The sequence below is a fragment of the Serratia sp. MYb239 genome (assembly GCF_002966855.1).
In the GTDB taxonomy this organism is placed as follows: Bacteria; Pseudomonadota; Gammaproteobacteria; order Enterobacterales; family Enterobacteriaceae; genus Serratia_B; species Serratia_B rhizosphaerae.
In genome coordinates this window covers 4884979-4903693 of record NZ_CP023268.1, presented here as the reverse complement: position 1 = coordinate 4903693, position 18715 = coordinate 4884979, and the positions used below count along the sequence as shown (strand labels likewise).

Below are 18715 nucleotides of genomic sequence, written 5' to 3'. Positions count from 1 at the left end.
GGGTAATGGTCTGACTGACAATAAAAAAACGGCCGCAGGCGGCCGTTTTCAACGATAAAGCCGGGTCACACGCCCCCGCAGTGGAATTATTCCTTCTCCTGCGGAAACACCAGATTCAGTACGATGGCGGTAATCCCGCCGGCGGCGATACCGGAGGAGAGCAGGGTTTTCAGCCAGTCCGGCGCGAACTGCAGAATCAGCGGCTGCTGAGAAACGCCCATACCGACCGCCAGCGACAGCGCCATAATCATGATGGCGCGGCGATTAAGCTTCTCGCGTGAAACGATACGTACGCCGGACGCGGCGATGGTGCCGAACATCACAATGGTGGCGCCGCCCAGTACCGGCTCAGGAATATGCTGCACAAAGCCGGCGACCGCCGGGAACAGACCCAGCGCGATCAGCATCAGCGCCACCACAAAGCCGACGTAGCGGCTGGCGACGCCGGTCAGTTGGATCACCCCGTTGTTCTGGCCGAAGCAGGAGTTCGGGAAGGTATTGAAGACCGCCGACAGCATGGAGTTCAAACCGTTGGCCAGCACGCCGCCCTTCAGGCGTTTCATATACAGCGGGCCGCGCACCGGCTGTTCGGATACGTCAGAGGTGGCAGTGATATCGCCGATGGTTTCCAGCGAGGTGACCATAAAGATCAGCATCAGCGGCAGCAGCAGGTTCCAGTCAAAGCCCAGCCCGTAATACAGCGGGGTAGGGATGGTGATCGACGCGCTGTTGCTGACGGGCTGGCTGGCGGGCAGCATATCGAGCGCCCAGGCCAGCAGATAGCCGACCGCCATGGCGATTACCAGCGAGGCAACGCGCAGATAGGGATTACGCTGACGGTTGAGCAAAATAATCACCGCCAGCACCGCGCCGGCCAGCAGCAGGTTTTTTGGCGCGCCGAAGGTGTGGTCGTTCATTGCCGCGTAGCCACCGCCGATGGAGGTCAGGCCGACCTGAATCAGCGACAGGCCGATAATCATCACCACAATGCCTGATACCAGCGGCGTAATAATGCGGCGTGCCAGGTGCAGGACGCGCGACAGCAGAATCTCGGTGCAGGAGGCGACCATCAGGGTGCCGAACAGAGCCGCCATCATGGTCGGCACGTCTGCGCCGCCGTTTTTCAGCGCCATGCCGCCCATAATCAGCGGTGATACGAAGTTAAAGCTGGTGCCCTGAATCGACAGCAGGCCGGAGCCGACCGGACCCCAGGTTTTGATTTGTAAAATAGAGGCCAGACCGGAGGCGAACAGCGACATGCTGATAATGTGCTGAGTATCCTGCGCCGGCAGCCCCAGCGCCTGGCAAATCAGCAGCGCCGGCGTAATCACGGCCACGAACATCGCCAGCAGATGCTGGCCGGCGGCAAACAGCGTTTGCGGCAGCGGCGGGCGGTCTTCCAGGCGGTAGATCAGTTCGCTTTTGGGCGGGGAGGCGGAGGCGTTTTGCGCGGATTCAAGCTCGGCGGATTGCATGGTCATGGTGTGGCACTTTTCCGAAACGGCAAAGCAGGCATTTTAATCGTCTGGACACTAAAAGCAAACGGTTGCGCCTAACTTTTCTTCCCCGCTTATTTTTATTTATGTCGCATTTTCATGCATTTTTTCTTGTCTTCTTAGCACTTTTTCCTTCTAATCCAGCATTCATCGAGTTTAAAAAACTAAGTGGTTTTATATAACTTATTAATATAATTGGATTTATCCCCTCACATGGAGTACCTGGATGTTTCATCTTGATACTTATGGCACTTTGGTTGCCGCAACTCTGGTTTTGCTCCTTGGGGGCAAGTGCGTTAGAAGCATTCCTCTGCTGAAAAAATACACCATTCCTGCCCCCGTCGCCGGTGGTTTGCTGGTTGCGCTGTTATTGTTGATTTTAAAAAAGACCGTTAACTGGGAAATCAGCTTCGACATGTCGCTGAAAGATCCGCTGATGCTGGCCTTCTTTGCCACCATCGGCCTTAATGCCAACCTGGCGCGGTTGCGCGCCGGTGGTAAGGCACTGGTTATCTTCCTGTTTGTGGTGCTGGGACTGTTGGTGGTGCAGAACGCCATCGGCATCGGTATGGCGAAGATGCTGGGGATGGACCCGCTGATGGGCCTGATCGCCGGTTCTATCACCCTGTCGGGCGGCCACGGCACCGGCGCCGCCTGGAGTAAGCTGTTTATTGAGCGTTACGGCTTTGAAAACGCCACCGAAGTGGCGATGGCCTGCGCCACCTTCGGCCTGGTGCTGGGCGGCCTGATTGGCGGCCCGGTGGCGCGCTATCTGGTGAAGCACTCTTCCTCGCCGGAAGGTTCGCCGGATGACAGCGTCCAGCCGAGCGGCTTTGAAAAACCGGAGAGCGGTCGTCTGATTACCTCGCTGGTGATGATTGAAACCATTGCGATGATCGCCATCTGCCTCAGCCTGGGCCAGCTTATCGCCGGCCTGCTGAGCGGCACGGTATTTGAACTGCCGAACTTCGTCTGCGTGCTGTTTGTCGGGGTGATCCTCAGCAATACGCTGGCATTCACCGGCTTTTATACCGTGTTTGAGCGTGCGGTATCGGTGCTGGGTAACGTCAGTCTGTCGCTGTTCTTGGCGATGGCGCTGATGAGCCTGCGCCTGTGGGAGCTGGCGTCACTGGCGCTGCCGATGCTGGCGATCCTGGCGGTGCAGACGCTGGTGATGGCGCTGTACGCGATTTTTGTCACCTACCGGGTGATGGGCAAAAACTATGATGCGGCAGTGCTGGCTGCCGGGCACTGCGGCTTCGGGATGGGCGCTACGCCGACCGCGATTGCCAATATGCAGGCGATTACCGATCGTTTCGGCCCATCGCACCTGGCGTTCCTGGTAGTGCCGATGGTGGGGGCGTTCTTTATCGATATCGCCAACGCCATCATTATCAAGCTGTACCTGCTGCTGCCGGTCTTCCCGGCGGTTGGCTGAGTAACCACTGGACAGCAAAAGGGCGCCTTCTCGGCGCCCTTTTTTATGCGTTGGAATAGCGTGCCTTTTCCGGCAGCCAGCGCTCAATCAGCGCCTGAGCGTGTTCGGGGTATTGCTGGTGGATATGGCGCGCGACCCGCTGTACTTCCGGGATCATCGACTGGTCGCGCAGCAGATCGGCGACTTTGAATTCGGCATTGCCGGTCTGCCGGGTGCCGAGTAGCTCGCCGGGGCCGCGAATTTCCAGATCGCGCTGGGCGATCACGAAGCCATCGTTGCTGTCGCGCAGCACCTGCAGGCGCTTCTGCGCGGTTTTACTCAGCGGGGTTTTGTACAGCAGTACACAGTGTGAGGCGACCGCGCCGCGGCCTACGCGGCCACGCAGCTGGTGCAGCTGCGCCAGGCCCAGCCGCTCCGGGTTTTCGATAATCATCAGGCTGGCGTTCGGCACATCGACGCCGACTTCGATCACCGTGGTGGCAACCAGCAGCTGCAGCTCCCCCTGCTTGAAGGCCTGCATCACCGCCTGTTTTTCCTGCGCCTTCATCCGGCCGTGCACCAGCGCCACCTTCAGCTCCGGCAGCGCCGTTTTCAGCTCTTCCCAGGTGGCTTCCGCCGCCTGCGCTTCCAGCAGTTCGGACTCTTCAATCAGCGTGCAGACCCAGTAAGCCTGACGGCCTTCCTGCTGGCAGGCGTTTCTGACGCGTTCAATAATATCCGCCCGGCGGGTATCCGGGATCGCCACCGTGGTGACCGGCGTGCGGCCCGGCGGCAGTTCGTCGATGACCGAGGTGTCCAGATCGGCATAGGCGGTCATCGCCAGCGTGCGTGGGATTGGCGTGGCGGTCATGATCAACTGGTGGGCATGGAAACCCTGCTCTTCACCTTTTTCCCACAGCGCCAGACGCTGGTGGACGCCAAAGCGGTGCTGTTCATCAATGATAACCAGCGCCAGCCCGTTGAACTGAACCTGCTCCTGAAAAATGGCATGGGTGCCGACCACCATCGAAACCTGACCGCTGGCGATCGCTTCCTGCTGCGCGATGCGCGCTTTGCCTTTCTGCTTCCCGGCCAGCCAGCCGACTTCAATGCCCAACGGCGCAAACCATTGGCGGAAGTTATTGGCATGCTGTTCCGCCAGCAGCTCGGTCGGCGCCATCAGCGCCACCTGCTTACCGTGGGCAATGGCGCGCAGCGCGGCCAGCGCCGCCACCAGCGTTTTCCCGGAGCCGACGTCGCCCTGAACCAGACGCATCATCGGGAAATCTTTTTGCATATCCGCTTCGATATCCGCCACCACGCGCTGTTGCGCACCGGTCGGGGCAAACGGCAGCTGGGCCAGAAACGCTTTTTTCAATCTGTCGTCCGGCAGAAGCGGCTGGGCGTGATAACTCTGCGCGCCGGCGCGTACCGCCAGCATGCTGAGGTTGTGTGCCAGCAGCTCTTCCATAATCAGCCGTTTCTGCGCCGGATGTTTGCCCAATTCCAGATCGGCCAGCTGGATATCCGGCGGCGGACGATGCAGCGTATGCAGCGCCTGCGGCAGGCTCATCAGGCCGCCGCTCAGTTCCGGCGGCAGCAGTTCGGTAATGGCGCAGGTATCCAGCAGCTCCAGCGCCTGATCGGTCAGCTTACGCAGCGTAGCCTGACGGACGCCTTCGGTAGTGGGGTAGACCGGCGTCAGCGAGGCCTGCAGCTCGACGTCGTCATGTTCGCCCTGCAGGCGGTATTCCGGATGAATGATTTCCGCACCGTGGTTGCCGCGCTTGATTTCCCCGTAGGCGGTAACGCGGCGCCCGGTCGCCAGGCTGTTTTTCATCGCCGCGTTGAAATTGAAAAAGCGCATGGTGAGGATGCCGGTGCCGTCGCTGATTTGGCAGGTGAGCATACGGCGGCGGCCAAAACTGATATCGCTGCGCAGGACTTCGCCTTCTACCGTGGCGAAAATGCCCGGCAGCAGGTCATTGATGGGGTACAGGCGGGTGCGGTCTTCGTAACGCAGCGGCAGGTGCAGCAGCAGATCCTGAATGGTTTCCAACCCGATTTTAGCAAGCTTGGCTGCCTGGCTGGCGCCAACGCCGGTCAACGTGGTGAGCGGAACCGCATCCAGCAGGCGGCCTTTCATCTGCGCACCGTTGCTTGCATGGCGGCCCACCATTCGGCCTCGGCGATCACTGCGCCGTTTTCATCGATATGCGGGCGCGGCAGGCCTTTACGCTTGGCGACGTTGGCCAGTACCGGGTAGCCACCCTCAAACAGCAGGCGCTGTTGCTCTTCAGCATCCAGCATGCTGCGATCGCGGCGGTACATGCCGGCATTTTGGCGCTGTCGCTGCGCTTCGTACAGGATCAGGGCGGAAGCCACGGAGACGTTGAGCGATTGCACCATGCCGATCATCGGAATGATGATGTCCTGGTCGGCAAGCTGCAGCGCTTCTTCGGTGATGCCGGTTTTTTCCTGCCCGAGCAGAATACAGGTTGGGCGGGTGTAGTCGATATCACGAAAATCCACTGCACGGTCAGACAGGTGCGTCGCCAGAATTTGCATGCCCTGGCCCTTCATATGGCCGACCGCATCGCCGATGGTAGGGTGCGTTTTTACGTTGACCCAGCTGTTGCTGCCGGCGGCGGAAGAAACCAGCGTCCGCATGCGGGTCGTTGGCCAAACGGCATGAACCTGATGCACGCCGACGGCGTCGGCGGTGCGGATAATTGCGGAGACGTTATGCGGTTTGTGAACCTGTTCCAGACAAACCGTCAGATCCGGTTGACGGGTGGCGAGCATTTCACAAATCCGCGCATAGCGTTCGGGGCTCATAGGCGCTAGTTTCGGTTACGGTTAACTTTGATTACATCCGGCATGATACGGATTTTACGCATGATATTTGCCAGATGGATGCGATCGCGAGTGGTCAGGCGGATAAAGGCGCTGTAGACCCGGCCGTCTTTCTCTTCGGTATTCAGGCTTTGAATATTGGACTCAGCTGCATTGATCGCCGCCGTCAGGTTGGCCAACGCCCCCTGGTGGTTAAACATATCCACTTTGATTTCGGCGATGAATTCCTGCTCGGTTTCCTTATCCCACTCGACCGCCATGAATTTTTCCGGTTCTTTCTGGTAACCGCGGATGTTGCGGCAGGATTCATGGTGGATCACCAGCCCTTTGCCCGGACTGACGTGGGCGATAATCGGGTCTCCCGGAATCGGCCGGCAGCACTTGGCAAAGGTGATCAATACGCCGTCGGCGCCTTTGATGGCCAGGTTGCGCACGCCGGAAGAGGCGCCGAGGCTGGATTGGTCGCCCTGCAGGTTTTTCGCCACCACCACGCTCATGGCGTTGCCGAGGCCGATTTCCGCTAGCAGATCGTCCAGCGTCGCCAGCTTCATGCGCTCCAGCTCGTGCTGAATATTTTCCTGCGGGATTTCGGCCAGCTTGCGGCTGCCGCCCAGCGCATGGTTCAGCAGACGACGGCCGAGGTTGACAGAGTCGTCGCGCTTAAGGTTCTTCAGCATCTGGCGGATTTTGGCGCGCGCTTTTGAGCTGACGACAAAGTTCAGCCAGGCGGCATTCGGCCGTGCGCCCGGCGCGGTGATGATTTCCACCGTCTGGCCGCTGGTGAGCGCCTGCGACAGCGGGTAAGGCTGGCGGTCGACGCGGGCGCCGACGCAGGCATGGCCGATATCGGTATGCACGGCGTAAGCGAAGTCGACCGGCGTGGCGCCGGCCGGCAGTTCGACGATGCGGCCTTCCGGGGTGAAAACGTAAATCTCATCCGGGAACAGATCGGATTTGACGCTTTCAATAAATTCGAAGGAGCTGCCGGCGCTTTGCTGCAGCTCCAGCAGGCTTTGCATCCAGCGCTGGGCGCGGATTTGCGCGGTAGTGCCGCTCTCGCCCTGTTCTTTGTATGCCCAGTGCGCCGCCACCCCCATTTCCGCCATCTGATCCATATCTTCGGTACGGATCTGCACTTCGACCGGCACGCCGTGCGGCCCGATCAGCGAAGTATGCAACGACTGGTAGCCGTTGGCCTTGGGAATGGCGATATAGTCTTTAACCCGCCCCGGGCGCGGTTTGTACAGGCTATGCACCTGGCCCAGCACGCGGTAGCAGGTATCCACTTCTTTGACGATCACCCGGAACGCATAGATATCCATAATCGAATGGAAGCGCTGTTCTTTCAGGTGCATCTTGCAGTAAATGGAGTAGAGGTGTTTTTCCCGTCCGCTGACGCGGCAGGCGATGCCGGCTTCGGTTAACCGTCCTTCGATCTCGGAAAGAATCTTTTGGATCATTTCCTTACGGTTGCCGCGCGCGGCCTTGACCACTTCCTTGATGACGCGGTAGCGGTTAGGGTAAAGCGCCTCAAAACCCAGCTCTTCCAGCTCGGTTTTCAGGTGATGGATGCCCAGGCGGTGCGCCAGCGGGCTGTAGATTTCCAGGGTTTCACGCGCGATGCGCCGGCGTTTGTCCGGGCGCAGCGAACCGAGGGTGCGCATATTGTGCGTACGGTCGGCCAGCTTGATCAGCACGACGCGGATATCCTGCACCATCGCCATGATCATCTTGCGGAAGTTTTCCGCCTGCGCTTCTTTTTTATCCTGGAATTTGAGCTTGTCGAGCTTGGATACGCCTTCAACCAGTTCGGCGACGCTTTTGCCGAACAGCTGTTCCATATCCTGATAGGTTGCCGGGGTGTCTTCAATGACATCATGCAGCAGGGCGGCCATCAGCGTCTCGTAATCGAGACGCATCTCCGCCAGGATGCAGGCCACGGCGACCGGGTGAGTAATATAAGGCTCACCGCTGGAGCGTGTCTGACCCTCGTGAGCATCACGCGCGACGAGGTATGCCTGTTTGAGGCGCTTAATTTGCTCCTCAGGCAGGTAACGTTGAATCAGCTGGTTAAGGCTTTCAAACAGGTACAAGGCAGACTCGCTATTTAATTAACGACGGCCTTCAGCAATCGCGGTAACCGCCTGAATTTCTGCGGCTTCCTGCTCTTGCTGCTCCTGGCGCTCACGCACATCGAGGATCTGGCTGTTGATCAGGCCTTCTTCGATTTCGCGCAGAGCGATAACGGTGTACTTATCGTTCTCTTCAGGAACCAGCGCGTCTTTGCCGCCGACCTGGATTTGACGTGCCCGACGAGCAGCGACCAACACCAGGTCAAAACGGTTACCAATTTTCTCTACAGCGTCTTGAACAGTTACGCGTGCCATATTTGTGCTACTCCACAGGTGACGAAAAGACTGGGCATAATACTGAAACTGTCTTCAGTCTGCCAATAGTTTGCTGATTAAAGCGTCATGTCGCAGCATTTGCCGACCTAAACGCAAGCGCTCGGCGCGAATAATGGTTTTCAGATCGGACAGCGCCAGATCGAAATCATCGTTCACGATTAAATAATCATACTCCGCATAGTGCGTCATTTCCGCTACCGCCTGCGCCATGCGCTTGGCGATCACCTCATCGGAGTCCTGCCCGCGACCGCGCAGGCGGCGGCCCAGCTCTTCCTTCGACGGCGGCAGGATAAAGATGCTGCGCGCCTGCGGCATCTTGGCGCGAATTTGCTGCGCGCCCTGCCAGTCGATATCCAGGAAAACATCCACGCCGGTCGCCAGCACCTGCTCGATAGCCGCGCGCGAGGTACCGTAGTAGTTGCCGAACACTTCGGCGTGCTCAAGGAAGGCATCCTGCGCAATCATGCGGCGGAATTCGTCGTGCGACACAAAGAAATAGTGTTCGCCATGATTTTCACCCGGGCGACTGTCGCGCGTGGTGTGTGAAACCGAAACCTGCGTGTCGTACAGCGGTTGGGTCTTTAACAAAGCCTGAATCAGACTTGATTTACCTGCGCCGCTGGGTGCAGAGACAATATAAAGCGTGCCTTGAGCCATGATGATGTTCGTTGATAGCGGTTGATGTGCCAATTACAGCAGATGTGTATTTTCTCCGCACAGTATACACGGCTAACGCCGCTGATGCAGCGTTTGCGCGCATTTTGCCCGCGGCTTTGGCGGAAAAACACGGCGAAAATTACAAAGTGCCTTGCGTATCGCGTTATTTCGATGGTTTTTCGCAAACGAAAATTTATTTTGCGATGCGTTTTGCGCCCGATGATTTTATGCGTCGCCGCCGCGCTGAAAAGCAGATTTACTGCATGGCACCAGGGAGGAGGAATGAAAGGACACCTTTTTTACGGCGCCGTGTTTTTTATTCTCGCGATGGTCATCTCCGTCGGGGTACAGGCAGAAACCTGCCCGCACTGGCCGGCGGAGCGCCTGCGCAATGAACTGAATGCTTTGGAAGAGCAGCTGGCGCGCTGGGACGCGGCCTATTATCAACGCGGGAAAAGTTTGATTAGCGACGAACTTTACGACAGCCTGCGGCAAAAACAGCGCTTTTGGCGAGTTTGCGCCGGCCGGACGGGGGAAATTCCTCTGCCTCAGTTACCGGCGGGAAAGGTGCCTCATCCGGTCGCCCATACCGGGCTGCGTAAGCTGGCCGATCGCCGGGCGGTTGCCCAATGGCTGGCGGAGCGCCGCGACGTGTGGCTGCAGCCCAAGGTTGACGGCGTCGCCGTGACGCTGGTGTACCGGCACGGTAAACTGGCGCAGGCGATCAGCCGTGGCAACGGCAGGCTGGGCGAAGACTGGCTGGAAAAGGTCAGGGCAATCCCCGGCGTGCCGTTAACGTTGGCGAACGCGCCGGACCTTCTGGTGCTGCAGGGAGAGCTGTTTTTGCTGATGACCGGTCATCGTCAGCAGCTGCATGGCGGCGTCAACGCACGCGCCAGCGTTGCCGGTACATTGATGCGTAATCAGCCCTCTGAGCGGCTTACGCAGCTGGGCATTTTCATCTGGGCCTGGCCCGACGGCCCGCCCGCGATGTCGCAGCGGCTGGCGCAGCTGGCGGCGTGGGGGTTTACGCTGGCGCGCGACTATACGCAGCCGGTGAACTCGGTTGAAGACGTTATCCGTTGGCGTGACGCCTGGTTTGCCAGCCCCTTGCCCTTTGTGACCGATGGCGTGGTGCTGCATCAGGCAAGTTCGCCGTCCGGGCGCTACTGGCGTAATAAGCCGGCGTTGTGGGCGGTAGCGTGGAAATATCCGCCGGCAGAGCAGGTGACGCGCGTGGAGCAGGTGATGTTCCGCATCGGGCGTACCGGTAAAATTACGGTGGTGCTGGCGCTGGACCCTCTGCGGCTGGATGACAAGTGGATACGGCGCGTCAATATCGGTTCGCTTGCCCGCTGGCGGTATTGGGACATCGTGCCTGGCGATCAGGTTGCCGTCAGCCTGAAGGGGCAAGGAATTCCTCTGGTTACCCGAGTGGCATGGCGCAGCGTGGAACGGCCGGTGCTGACGGCGCCGGATGCCGCGCGCTACCACGCGTTCAGTTGCTTTACCCTGCAGGAAGGCTGTCGGCAACAGTTTATCGCGCGGCTGGTGTGGCTGAGCGGCCCGCAGGGGCTGATGATGAACGGCGTCAGTGAGGCCAGTTGGCGGATGTTGGTCGACCATGGGCAGGTAAAAGAGCTGGCGGACTGGCTGATGCTGACGCCGGAGAGTTTGCGGACGCTGCCGGGGATGGGGGATAAGCAGGCACGGCGTCTCTATCAGCAATTTATGCTGGCGCGGCGGCAGCCTTTCAGCCGCTGGCTGCTGGCGCTGGGGGCGCCGCTGTCGTCCGATCAACTTGCCGATGTGACGGGGTGGCAACAGGCCAAAAGGCTGCCGCCGCACATATGGCAGCGGCAGGCCGGCATCGGGGACAAACGGGCGGCGCAGCTGGTTGAATTCTTCCGACAGCCGGCGCTACTGCGCGTGACAAATATCCTGCGGCAGCAGTATATCGCCGGGTTTGCCGGCGATGCGGTTAGTGATCCGGGTGCTGATAATTGAAAACGGGCAGCCCAAGCCGGAAGCGCAGGGCAAGCAGGCGCGCACTCAGGCCGGCAAACAGCGTAATCAGCACCACGACGTTATGCGGCAGGTCGAGGTACTGCAGGCCGATATAGAGCCAGGCCGCAGCGAAAGCGATACCGCCGTAAATCTCTTTTTGGAAGACCAGCGGGATGCGGTTGCAGAACATATCGCGCAATACTCCGCCGAACACGCCGGTGATCACCGCGGCAATGGCGGCGATGATCGGGCTGTGGCCCATATCCAGCGCCACCTGTGCGCCGATAATGGAGAACACGATCAGGCCGACGGCATCCAGCACCAGAAACAGCCGGCGCAGATGGCGCATCAGCGGGGCGAGCCAGGTGGTGACGATGGCGGCAATGGCGACAATCACGATGTACTCGGGGTGTTTAACCCAGCCAAGAGGGTAATGGCCAAGCAGAACATCGCGCACCGAGCCGCCGCCGATCGCCGTGGCGGAGGCGATGATCAGCACGCCGAACATATCCATCTGACGGCGGCCGGCAGCCAGCGCGCCGGTCATGGCTTCTGCGGTGATGCCAATGATATAAAGGATACTCAGTAACATGGGGGAATCCGCTGTGCGGCTAGAACGGAACTTTTAACTGAAGGGTAATGATCAACCTATTATGCCGCCACTGAGTTTTTCTCACCGATATCAATTCGGATTACTATAACTAATGTCAAAGTGTGGTTTCTTCTCTGCTTACAGCATTGTTGCCGTTTTTTATTAAAACTCAGGCATAAATTATTTCGTGCTGATTTCTTGGTGAAACTATTTGTGCACTAGCCCGCGCCGTGTGGCGCGGGCCTGGCGTTACTTCGCCTGCGCCAGAATATTGCCCTCCCATCCTTGCTGCGCACACTCAGAGTATCTCGTTTACCGACGCATTTTCAGGCGCAGCAATAGCCGGCGGTAAGCCGGCTTGACACCGAGCTGGGCCAGAGCTGCCTGACGCACCCGATGGTTGCGCTCTGGAAGCCGGGCGCCGATGATGAGTTGCTGCGGTTGATTGAGAAGATGCAGCGGATATACCGCGAGGAGTCTTAGGCGGTTCCGGTGGAGAATATTGCAGAGGCTGTGGCTGATTTTTCCTTAATGCTTAATATGCTATAGAAAATTATTCAACTAAGACCAGGGAGTCGCCTCGTCGTGGTTGGATCATTGTGACGTCAAATTCAGACTTTTCTGTAATAGGGTGTATTACTTTTATTTTTAAGGTTAAAAGGTTAGTGGTCCATGTCTATTATTTGAAACAGTTTTGCTCTAATGTGGGGCTGTGGCATGATGAAAATAAATACTATAGAGTGTTGATGTTCTGGAGGGAGAGTGAGAGTTGTCTCTGATTTAATATTTGTTACTGTTATTAGCATTGTTTTATATGCATTTATTTCTATTGCCTTAAAAGATTGGAAGAATAAAAAAGAAAAGAGAGAGATTGAGAGGGATGGAGTTGAAGTGTTAGGCAAAATAACACGTTCATATACTCGTTCAGGTGGAACATCTGGTGTTATTAACGTAATTATTGATTTTTCTTACTCAGCGGAGAATGGTCAGGTATTTAAAGGTAAAAAAGAAATAGCTATAAAAGATATTTGCATTGATAAGTATCGGGTTGGGGAAAAACTCGCATTACGTTATGCTAGGAATGACCCTTCAAAGGTTACCCATATCACGGATAACCCTTTCTGTTAGTCCTGATGGTTAATTTATTGTAATCCTCGCAACTAGAATGTATCGGTAAAGCCATGGCTGTGATTTGTTCTATATATTTAAATGTGCACGGAGAATAAACTTGAGTATATTATATTTTATTCAGCAATATCCCATGTCAATATTGCATATATCTATAGTTTCTCTAATTATATTTTTTATTGTATTGTTTTTAGTTAAAGGTATTTTGAGTGAAAGAGGAAAGGGAAATGTCCGAAGAAATGGAGTGAGTGTTATAGGTGATATTAAAAAGTATTATGAAAGCCCTGGGAGTAGCATAGATCTTATTAATATTACCTTGGAGTTTGAGTTTCAAACAGAAGAAGGAATCTGTAAAATAGGAAGAGTTAATATGGTTATTAGAAAGAGTGATGTAAGCGATTATCAAGCTGGAAAAAAGATACCGTTGCGTTATTCTAAAAACGATGTTAATACTGTTGTAGTTGACGCTCCCCAGCCGTTTCTTGCTCGATAATGGCATCAGGGAATAGGATTCTTGGTGTTTATTAAGAAACTGGTTGGAACTCTCAATTAGAATGGATTGTTATCTGTTAGTTTTCTTAGGTGTAAATATAAAACACCTATAACCAATATATTTAACGAAGTAATATAAGATGTTTATTAATGACCCATTTTTTGTATTCGGTATATTGACAACCATAATTTCTTTTATTTTGGTAGTGATGATGACCAGGACAAGAAAATCACAATTGGTTGCAATGAGATGTTGGATTTCGCGCGAACAATGGACTGGGAATTTGATTACTGTTCCACTGGAATCATGGAGGCGTACAGGCACCAAGTGCGGTGATGGTTTCATCTATGATCTCTATTTTTATTTGGATGTTAATAATTCGAAAAAGAAATGCTTTGCAAAAGGTATTGTAAACCCAAGCGATATTCATAAATTGAAGAAAGGCTTAGGGTTAATTATTAAGTATAGTGATAACACTCCATCAAATATAGCAGTTATGCATATTGATTTTTAAATTTTCAAGAAATAATAATTTATCGCGTTAGTATGCTATATTTATTGGATCCTAAGTTGAATTACACTCATAAATAAGATTGATATTGTTTTAGATGTCGATATTTATTTTTATATTCTGTAGAGGCAAGTGGTGGACTATTATGATTATATTTCTTTGTCTATGTTTGTTATTGTTTTACTATATGTATACTTCTCTTTTAAAGGAATAAAGATCAATAAAAAAGAAAGTAGTGAAATAAAGGACTGGAGCAGTAGAGATTTATGGAAAGGTAGTGTCACCACTGCCAGACTCATCTCATGGAAACAGCTGCAGGCGACACACAATATTGATTACTTCTACTCGTTTACTGTTGAAAGCGAGTTGGACGGTAGCTTAAAGCAGTACAGCGCTGCAGGAGTGGTTAAAGCCTCAGAGGCTGGAAAGTTGCGGAAAGGGCTAGTCGTGACGATAAAGCATCAAGGGGTTCCGCCTAAGAAAATGGCCGTTATTGGTATAGACTTTGACTGAGCAATAACGTGTTAATACCGGATGTAATTTATTTTAGTAAGTTGAGTCGCCGTATCGCACGCTGTTTGCCAAGTGCTAAAATAGCGTGAGGATAAAGAACGTAGCGCATTGCACCTCTCTTGCATTACAGGGAAGCGGTGTGCAGGACTCTGTTATTGGCTTATGATATGGATAGCTACGCGGAGCAAAACACCCGATCTTTATAATGTTATAAATAAACGTGATGATATTCATCATATTCTTATTCTATATTTCACTATCGTGGCCTATCCTGATATAAAGACGATTCTTCACTATCGCATTAACGTTGTCAGGCAAAGGACTTCCGTCATGTTAGATCGTATTACCGTCCAGCTACCCGTTCCCGGGCTGCTTTTCTGGAAACTCTCCGGGCGCGAGGCGTTATCGGAGCCGTTCGAACTGAACGTAACGCTGCTGGGCACGGATGCGCGCATCGATCGCAGCAGCCTGCTGGGGCAGCCGATTACGGTGACCATCCCGACGCGTTCCCTGATGGGCAAACGCTACCTGAACGGCAAAGTAACCCGAGTGGCGGTAAGTGCGGTGGAGCTGTCCGGTACCCGCTACGCGGAGTATCGCCTGACCATGGAACCGGATCTGTGGCCGATGAAGCGTGACCGTAACCTGCGTATCTTCCAGGGTCAGACGGTGCCGCAGATAGTGAAGAGCTTGCTGGGCGAAAGCCAGGTGAATGTTGAAGATCGGCTGACGGGTAGCTATCGCCCTTGGGAATACTGCGTGCAGTACCAGGAGAGCAGCCTGGCGTTTATCAGCCGTTTGATGGAGCTGGAGGGCATTACCTATCACTTCAGCCATGAGGCGGACAAACACACCCTGGTGCTGACGGATGCGCCGCAGCAGCAACAGCCGTTCAGCGGTTACGAGAGTATTCCCTACCATGTTACGCCTTCCGGCGGCAGTACCGACGAAGAGGGCATCAGCCAGTGGGCGCTGGAAGACAGCGTTACACCGGGCATCTACAGCCTGGACGACTACGATTTCCGCAAACCCAACGCCTGGCTGTTCCAGGCGCGTCAGAATCCGGCCTCGCCGTCACCGGGCAGCATCGACGTTTACGACTGGCCGGGGCGCTACGTGGAACATGGCCACGGCGAGTTCTATGCCCGCATCCGTCAGGAGCGCTGGCAGGTGGATCACCAGCAGATACAGGGAACAGGCACCGCCGTTGGGCTGGCGCCGGGATATACTTTTGCACTGCTGAACGCGCCGTTTTTCAGCGATAACGGCGAGTATCTGACCACGGCGGTGCACTACCAGTTTGAAGAGAACCGCTACGCCAGCGGCAGCGACGGGGGAAGCGTTCACCGGCTGGACTTTTCGGTGATCCCATCCTCCGTCGTATTCCGCCCGGAGCAGGCGACGCCTTGGCCGCGTACCTACGGTCCGCAGACCGCGAAGGTGGTAGGGCCGCAGGGCGAATCCATCTGGACCGATAAATACGGCCGGGTGAAGGTGAAGTTCCACTGGGACCGTCTGGCGAATGGCGATGACACCAGTTCGGGCTGGGTGCGTGTTTCCAGCGCCTGGGCTGGTCAGGGGTTTGGCGGCGTGCAGATCCCGCGCGTTGGCGACGAAGTGGTGATCGATTTTATCAACGGCGATCCGGACCGCCCCATCGTGACGGGCAGGGTATATAACGAAGCCAGCATGCCGCCGTGGGCGCTGCCGGCAGCGGCCACCCAGATGGGCTTTATGACCCGCAGTAAAGACGGGCATCTTGATAATTCCAGCCATCTCTATTTCGAAGACAAACCCGGTGCCGAAATGCTGTCGATGCATGCGGAAAAAGATATGCGGGTTTCGGTAGAGAATAATAAAGATGTGACGATCGATGGTACTCGCACCACCACCATTCTTAAAGAGCAGAAGGATGACGTAACGGGGGATGCGGTCTTTAATTATCACGCTACCCGCACCACGACGGTGGATAAAAAGGAAACGAAAACCTTTAAAGACGGTGAAAAAACGACGATCACCAATGGCCGCGATCTCGAAATCACCAGTGGCGGTGATTTGGTCAAGGTTAAAGATAAGCGTGATACCACCATTACTGGCGATGAAACACATCACGTGACCGGTAAGATCACGCAGGATTTTGATAGTGGACAGGTCACCAATATAAAAGCTGGTGGCAAGACGGAAACTATTACTGATGGTGGTAAGACGGAAACCATTATAGCGGGTGGACTAACAGTTAATGTAAATGATGGAAACTGGACACAGACAGTAACAGGTGGAAAGATTGATATCTCTAGTCCCAACTCTATACATATCAAAAGTGACTCAGAGGTAACTATAGATGCACCGACACAACTTGCTACAGCAAAAGGTTATAGTATTACCTTTACGGGAGTATCATTTGGTTCTACAGGGGTTAATGTTTCCATGAATGGGTTAAGTAACTCTATTAATGGGGCTAGTATCAGTTGGACTCCTTTTAGTATGTCTACATCATTAACAAATGTTGTCCATGCACCGATGAATTATCAGAGATCACTGTCTAAAATTGAAAATTCCATACAGAATTTGGCTATTGGTGCAATACATATTTTTATTTGATTTTTCCTTGGGGGTAAGATGAATTTTGTAAGTCAACACTCGTTCTTGATAATATTGGCAGCTCTTGCATTGACATTTTTTATGATTTTTGGATCACTAAGAGGGCTGAAAGGGCAAGGGGGGGATTTTACCGAGATAAAAAACTGGCTAAGTAGGGATAGATGGAAAGGGGATATTAAAGATGCATCTCTAGTAAGTTGGCGACAAACAAATGCAACCAATAATTTTGATTATTATTTCATCTTTACCTTTGATGCAAATCTTGATGGTGAGGATAAGCAATATAGTGCAGCTGCTGTTGTAAGGGCTTCAGAGATACCTAAGTTGAAGAAAGGGCTTCCTATCATTATTAAGTATGATGGAAATCCACCTAAAAAAATCGCGGTTATGTCTGTAGATTATGAGTGACTATTCATTAAAAAATATCAATCCTCTATGATTTTAACGAATTGAGGTTTTTATCGATATCAAGAAACCACTACTCATTTTTTCGGTAGTGGTGTTGGTTAATATATTGGATGTAAGTATCGAGTGTTTTTTTAGAGTGAACTATATTTTTAGTAATGTGAAAGTTATTTTTTAATTTTATAAAACTTTTTTATATGCTTTATTTGATTGATAGAGAATCTATCATGGTTATTTTTAAAGTGGCTTCTATTAATGGTTGAAAATGAATCTTTCTTATTTTACAACTTACCCTTTATTGGCCATATCTTTCATCGCCATGGTTTTTTTGTATATGCACTAATTCGTGGAGGGAGTGGGGTTAAAATTAGTCCACAAGATGCCGTTGATACACAAGGAGAGATTGTTTCGATAAGAAGTTCAAGTGGCGAAAACTCTGCGTTTGTTAACGTTCTGATTACAGTTAGGTTTAATACTTTTGATAAAAAAATCATTACAAGTGAAGGCAGGGCAGTTATTGATGTAACGAAACTAACAGAATATAAAAAAGGTGATTCAATACCATTGACATATTCAAGGATTGATCCTAAAAAATCAAGATAAAAATAAAATCCCCATTGGATAAATAGTGTCTTTGTATGAAAAAGAATTGGAAATATAATTGCGGAAAGTAAAATGAGCAATGCATTTATTATAACAATGGTAATAATCGCGCTGGTGTTCGGCGTTTTCCCCATGGCACGCTTCCTCTATACGAATTTTATCCCATATTTAAAGGATAGTTTTTCTCAGGATGCAGTTTTAAAAAATGGTATGGTTACGGATGCGGAAATTGTTAATACAGTTCAAACAAGTAGTTGGGATGGTAATAAACCTGTTTATAAACTTACGTTCCGGTTTAAAACAAAAGAAGATGACCTTGTTGAATCAACAATAATGAAGCCTTTAACTTTCAAAGAGATTGAAACCCTTAAAGAAGGCTATATAACTACAATAAAGTACGATCCTGAAAATCCGAACAAAATAGCCTTGATTGATAAGCCATTGATTCTTGGAGATTAAATGATTCGTGGTATAGATAATAGATGTTTGAAATAAAAACCAGTACTACTGGCAGGTTGGATATGTATGGTTACTATTCCACCTAAAGGAAATATTGCCGATAAGGATAAATGATGGCTATCCTGGAAGCCGCCAATATTATATTAACGTTTACCATTATCTTGGTATGTTATTATTTTGCCAACAGAGTTATCAAGGGTTCCCGTCGGCGTGAACAGGGGATTATTGAACAGGGCGCAGATGTGTACGTTACTATCCTGTCGCTAAAGCAAAGCGGCCTGTTTATTAACAATAACCCTGTTCTTGAGATGGACTTGCGGCTAGAGGATCCTGAAAGCCAAGCCGTCTGGATGTTGGAAAAACACCGGGAAACCGTGTTGCTGATTGCGCTTTCGGCTTATCAACTTGGATTGGTATATCAGGCCAAGGCTAATGGTAAAAATGATTTTGTTTTTATTAAAGATAACGCTGGAAAACCCGTTATTGTTAGCCATTGATGTTATTTATCAATGGTTTTACTCTGATTTTTTAGAAAGGGTAATGAGATATTGGTCGTTCGCGTTAATGGA

Annotated in this window: 18 protein-coding genes; 11 read left to right on the top strand and 7 right to left on the bottom strand. The window is 52.6% G+C overall.

Features of this window, described 5'->3' with window-relative positions; translation table 11 throughout:
• Positions 1-86: 86 nt before the first annotated feature.
• Positions 87-1481: an NCS2 family protein gene (locus CLM71_RS23435; protein ID WP_105233105.1), complete on the bottom strand. Its 1395-nt coding sequence runs from the start codon at positions 1479-1481 to the stop codon at positions 87-89.
• A gap of 241 nt (positions 1482-1722) precedes the next feature.
• On the opposite strand from CLM71_RS23435, the gene gltS reads away from it, so the two are divergent.
• Entirely contained in the window at positions 1723-2934 is a 1212-nt protein-coding gene (gene gltS / locus CLM71_RS23430) for a sodium/glutamate symporter (RefSeq protein ID WP_105233104.1), read from the top strand.
• Positions 2935-2977: 43 nt separating this feature from the next.
• Here gltS and recG read toward each other — a convergent pair whose 3' ends face one another.
• Genes recG through gmk form a run of 5 tightly spaced genes read right to left on the bottom strand, consistent with a single transcriptional unit; the run spans position 2978 to position 8834 of the window.
• A complete protein-coding gene (recG, locus tag CLM71_RS23425) occupies positions 2978-5059 on the bottom strand; it encodes an ATP-dependent DNA helicase RecG (RefSeq protein ID WP_105233560.1) in 2082 nt (693 codons plus the stop codon).
• The gene (trmH, locus tag CLM71_RS23420) at positions 5056-5751 is read right to left on the bottom strand and encodes a tRNA (guanosine(18)-2'-O)-methyltransferase TrmH (RefSeq protein ID WP_105233103.1); all 696 of its coding nucleotides are present in this window, start codon (positions 5749-5751) and stop codon (positions 5056-5058) included. Before trmH ends, recG begins: the two co-directional genes overlap by 4 nt.
• Positions 5752-5756: 5 nt before the next feature.
• The gene (spoT, locus tag CLM71_RS23415; RefSeq protein ID WP_015962388.1) at positions 5757-7862 is read right to left on the bottom strand and encodes a bifunctional GTP diphosphokinase/guanosine-3',5'-bis pyrophosphate 3'-pyrophosphohydrolase; all 2106 of its coding nucleotides are present in this window, start codon (positions 7860-7862) and stop codon (positions 5757-5759) included.
• 18 nt (positions 7863-7880) lie between these two features.
• Entirely contained in the window at positions 7881-8156 is a 276-nt protein-coding gene (gene rpoZ, locus CLM71_RS23410; protein ID WP_015962387.1) for a DNA-directed RNA polymerase subunit omega, read from the bottom strand.
• A 54-nt stretch (positions 8157-8210) separates the two neighbouring features.
• The gene (gmk, locus tag CLM71_RS23405; RefSeq protein ID WP_015962386.1) at positions 8211-8834 is read right to left on the bottom strand and encodes a guanylate kinase; all 624 of its coding nucleotides are present in this window, start codon (positions 8832-8834) and stop codon (positions 8211-8213) included.
• A gap of 282 nt (positions 8835-9116) precedes the next feature.
• On the opposite strand from gmk, the gene ligB reads away from it, so the two are divergent.
• Entirely contained in the window at positions 9117-10841 is a 1725-nt protein-coding gene (gene ligB, locus CLM71_RS23400; protein ID WP_105233102.1) for an NAD-dependent DNA ligase LigB, read from the top strand.
• Here the strand turns inward: ligB and CLM71_RS23395 are convergent.
• A complete protein-coding gene (locus CLM71_RS23395) occupies positions 10816-11433 on the bottom strand; it encodes a trimeric intracellular cation channel family protein (RefSeq protein ID WP_105233101.1) in 618 nt (205 codons plus the stop codon). The two genes, ligB and CLM71_RS23395, sit on opposite strands and share 26 nt — an antisense overlap.
• Positions 11434-12195: 762 nt before the next feature.
• Between CLM71_RS23395 and CLM71_RS24070 the strand changes: the two genes are divergently transcribed.
• From CLM71_RS24070 to CLM71_RS23365, 9 genes are all read left to right on the top strand, one after another.
• Positions 12196-12561 (top strand): DUF3592 domain-containing protein, encoded by a 366-nt coding sequence (locus CLM71_RS24070; protein WP_158684858.1) that lies wholly within the window; start codon positions 12196-12198, stop codon positions 12559-12561.
• Between the two features lie 100 nt (positions 12562-12661).
• Positions 12662-13054, top strand: coding sequence for a hypothetical protein (locus CLM71_RS24065; RefSeq protein WP_158684857.1), 393 nt, complete (start codon positions 12662-12664; stop codon positions 13052-13054).
• 139 nt (positions 13055-13193) lie between these two features.
• The gene (locus CLM71_RS23390; protein WP_105233100.1) at positions 13194-13568 is read left to right on the top strand and encodes a hypothetical protein; all 375 of its coding nucleotides are present in this window, start codon (positions 13194-13196) and stop codon (positions 13566-13568) included.
• 132 nt (positions 13569-13700) lie between these two features.
• Positions 13701-14078, top strand: a complete 378-nt coding sequence (locus CLM71_RS23385) for a hypothetical protein (protein ID WP_234008604.1) — start codon at positions 13701-13703, stop codon at positions 14076-14078.
• Between the two features lie 330 nt (positions 14079-14408).
• A complete protein-coding gene (locus CLM71_RS23380) occupies positions 14409-16679 on the top strand; it encodes a type VI secretion system Vgr family protein (protein ID WP_105233098.1) in 2271 nt (756 codons plus the stop codon).
• An 18-nt stretch (positions 16680-16697) separates the two neighbouring features.
• A complete protein-coding gene (locus tag CLM71_RS23375; RefSeq protein WP_105233097.1) occupies positions 16698-17087 on the top strand; it encodes a hypothetical protein in 390 nt (129 codons plus the stop codon).
• Positions 17088-17339: 252 nt separating this feature from the next.
• The gene (locus CLM71_RS24060) at positions 17340-17687 is read left to right on the top strand and encodes a hypothetical protein (protein WP_158684856.1); all 348 of its coding nucleotides are present in this window, start codon (positions 17340-17342) and stop codon (positions 17685-17687) included.
• 72 nt (positions 17688-17759) lie between these two features.
• Positions 17760-18146 (top strand): DUF3592 domain-containing protein, encoded by a 387-nt coding sequence (locus CLM71_RS23370; protein ID WP_105233096.1) that lies wholly within the window; start codon positions 17760-17762, stop codon positions 18144-18146.
• A gap of 110 nt (positions 18147-18256) precedes the next feature.
• Positions 18257-18643: a hypothetical protein gene (locus tag CLM71_RS23365; protein ID WP_234008603.1), complete on the top strand. Its 387-nt coding sequence runs from the start codon at positions 18257-18259 to the stop codon at positions 18641-18643.
• The last annotated feature ends 72 nt before the right edge of the window (positions 18644-18715 follow it).

Bases quoted from the DNA above. Each gene is read 5' to 3' on its own strand.
- CLM71_RS23435 (WP_105233105.1), bottom strand. From the start codon at position 1,481: ATGACCATGCAATCCGCCGAGCTTGAATCCGCGCAAAACGCCTCCGCC.
- gltS (WP_105233104.1), top strand. From the start codon at position 1,723: ATGTTTCATCTTGATACTTATGGCACTTTGGTTGCCGCAACTCTGGTT.
- recG (WP_105233560.1), bottom strand. From the start codon at position 5,059: ATGAAAGGCCGCCTGCTGGATGCGGTTCCGCTCACCACGTTGACCGGC.
- trmH (WP_105233103.1), bottom strand. From the start codon at position 5,751: ATGAGCCCCGAACGCTATGCGCGGATTTGTGAAATGCTCGCCACCCGT.
- rpoZ (WP_015962387.1), bottom strand. From the start codon at position 8,156: ATGGCACGCGTAACTGTTCAAGACGCTGTAGAGAAAATTGGTAACCGT.
- gmk (WP_015962386.1), bottom strand. From the start codon at position 8,834: ATGGCTCAAGGCACGCTTTATATTGTCTCTGCACCCAGCGGCGCAGGT.
- ligB (WP_105233102.1), top strand. From the start codon at position 9,117: ATGAAAGGACACCTTTTTTACGGCGCCGTGTTTTTTATTCTCGCGATG.
- CLM71_RS23395 (WP_105233101.1), bottom strand. From the start codon at position 11,433: ATGTTACTGAGTATCCTTTATATCATTGGCATCACCGCAGAAGCCATG.
- CLM71_RS23390 (WP_105233100.1), top strand. From the start codon at position 13,194: ATGTTTATTAATGACCCATTTTTTGTATTCGGTATATTGACAACCATA.
- CLM71_RS23380 (WP_105233098.1), top strand. From the start codon at position 14,409: ATGTTAGATCGTATTACCGTCCAGCTACCCGTTCCCGGGCTGCTTTTC.
- CLM71_RS23375 (WP_105233097.1), top strand. From the start codon at position 16,698: ATGAATTTTGTAAGTCAACACTCGTTCTTGATAATATTGGCAGCTCTT.
- CLM71_RS24060 (WP_158684856.1), top strand. From the start codon at position 17,340: ATGGTTGAAAATGAATCTTTCTTATTTTACAACTTACCCTTTATTGGC.
- CLM71_RS23370 (WP_105233096.1), top strand. From the start codon at position 17,760: ATGAGCAATGCATTTATTATAACAATGGTAATAATCGCGCTGGTGTTC.
- CLM71_RS23365 (WP_234008603.1), top strand. From the start codon at position 18,257: ATGATGGCTATCCTGGAAGCCGCCAATATTATATTAACGTTTACCATT.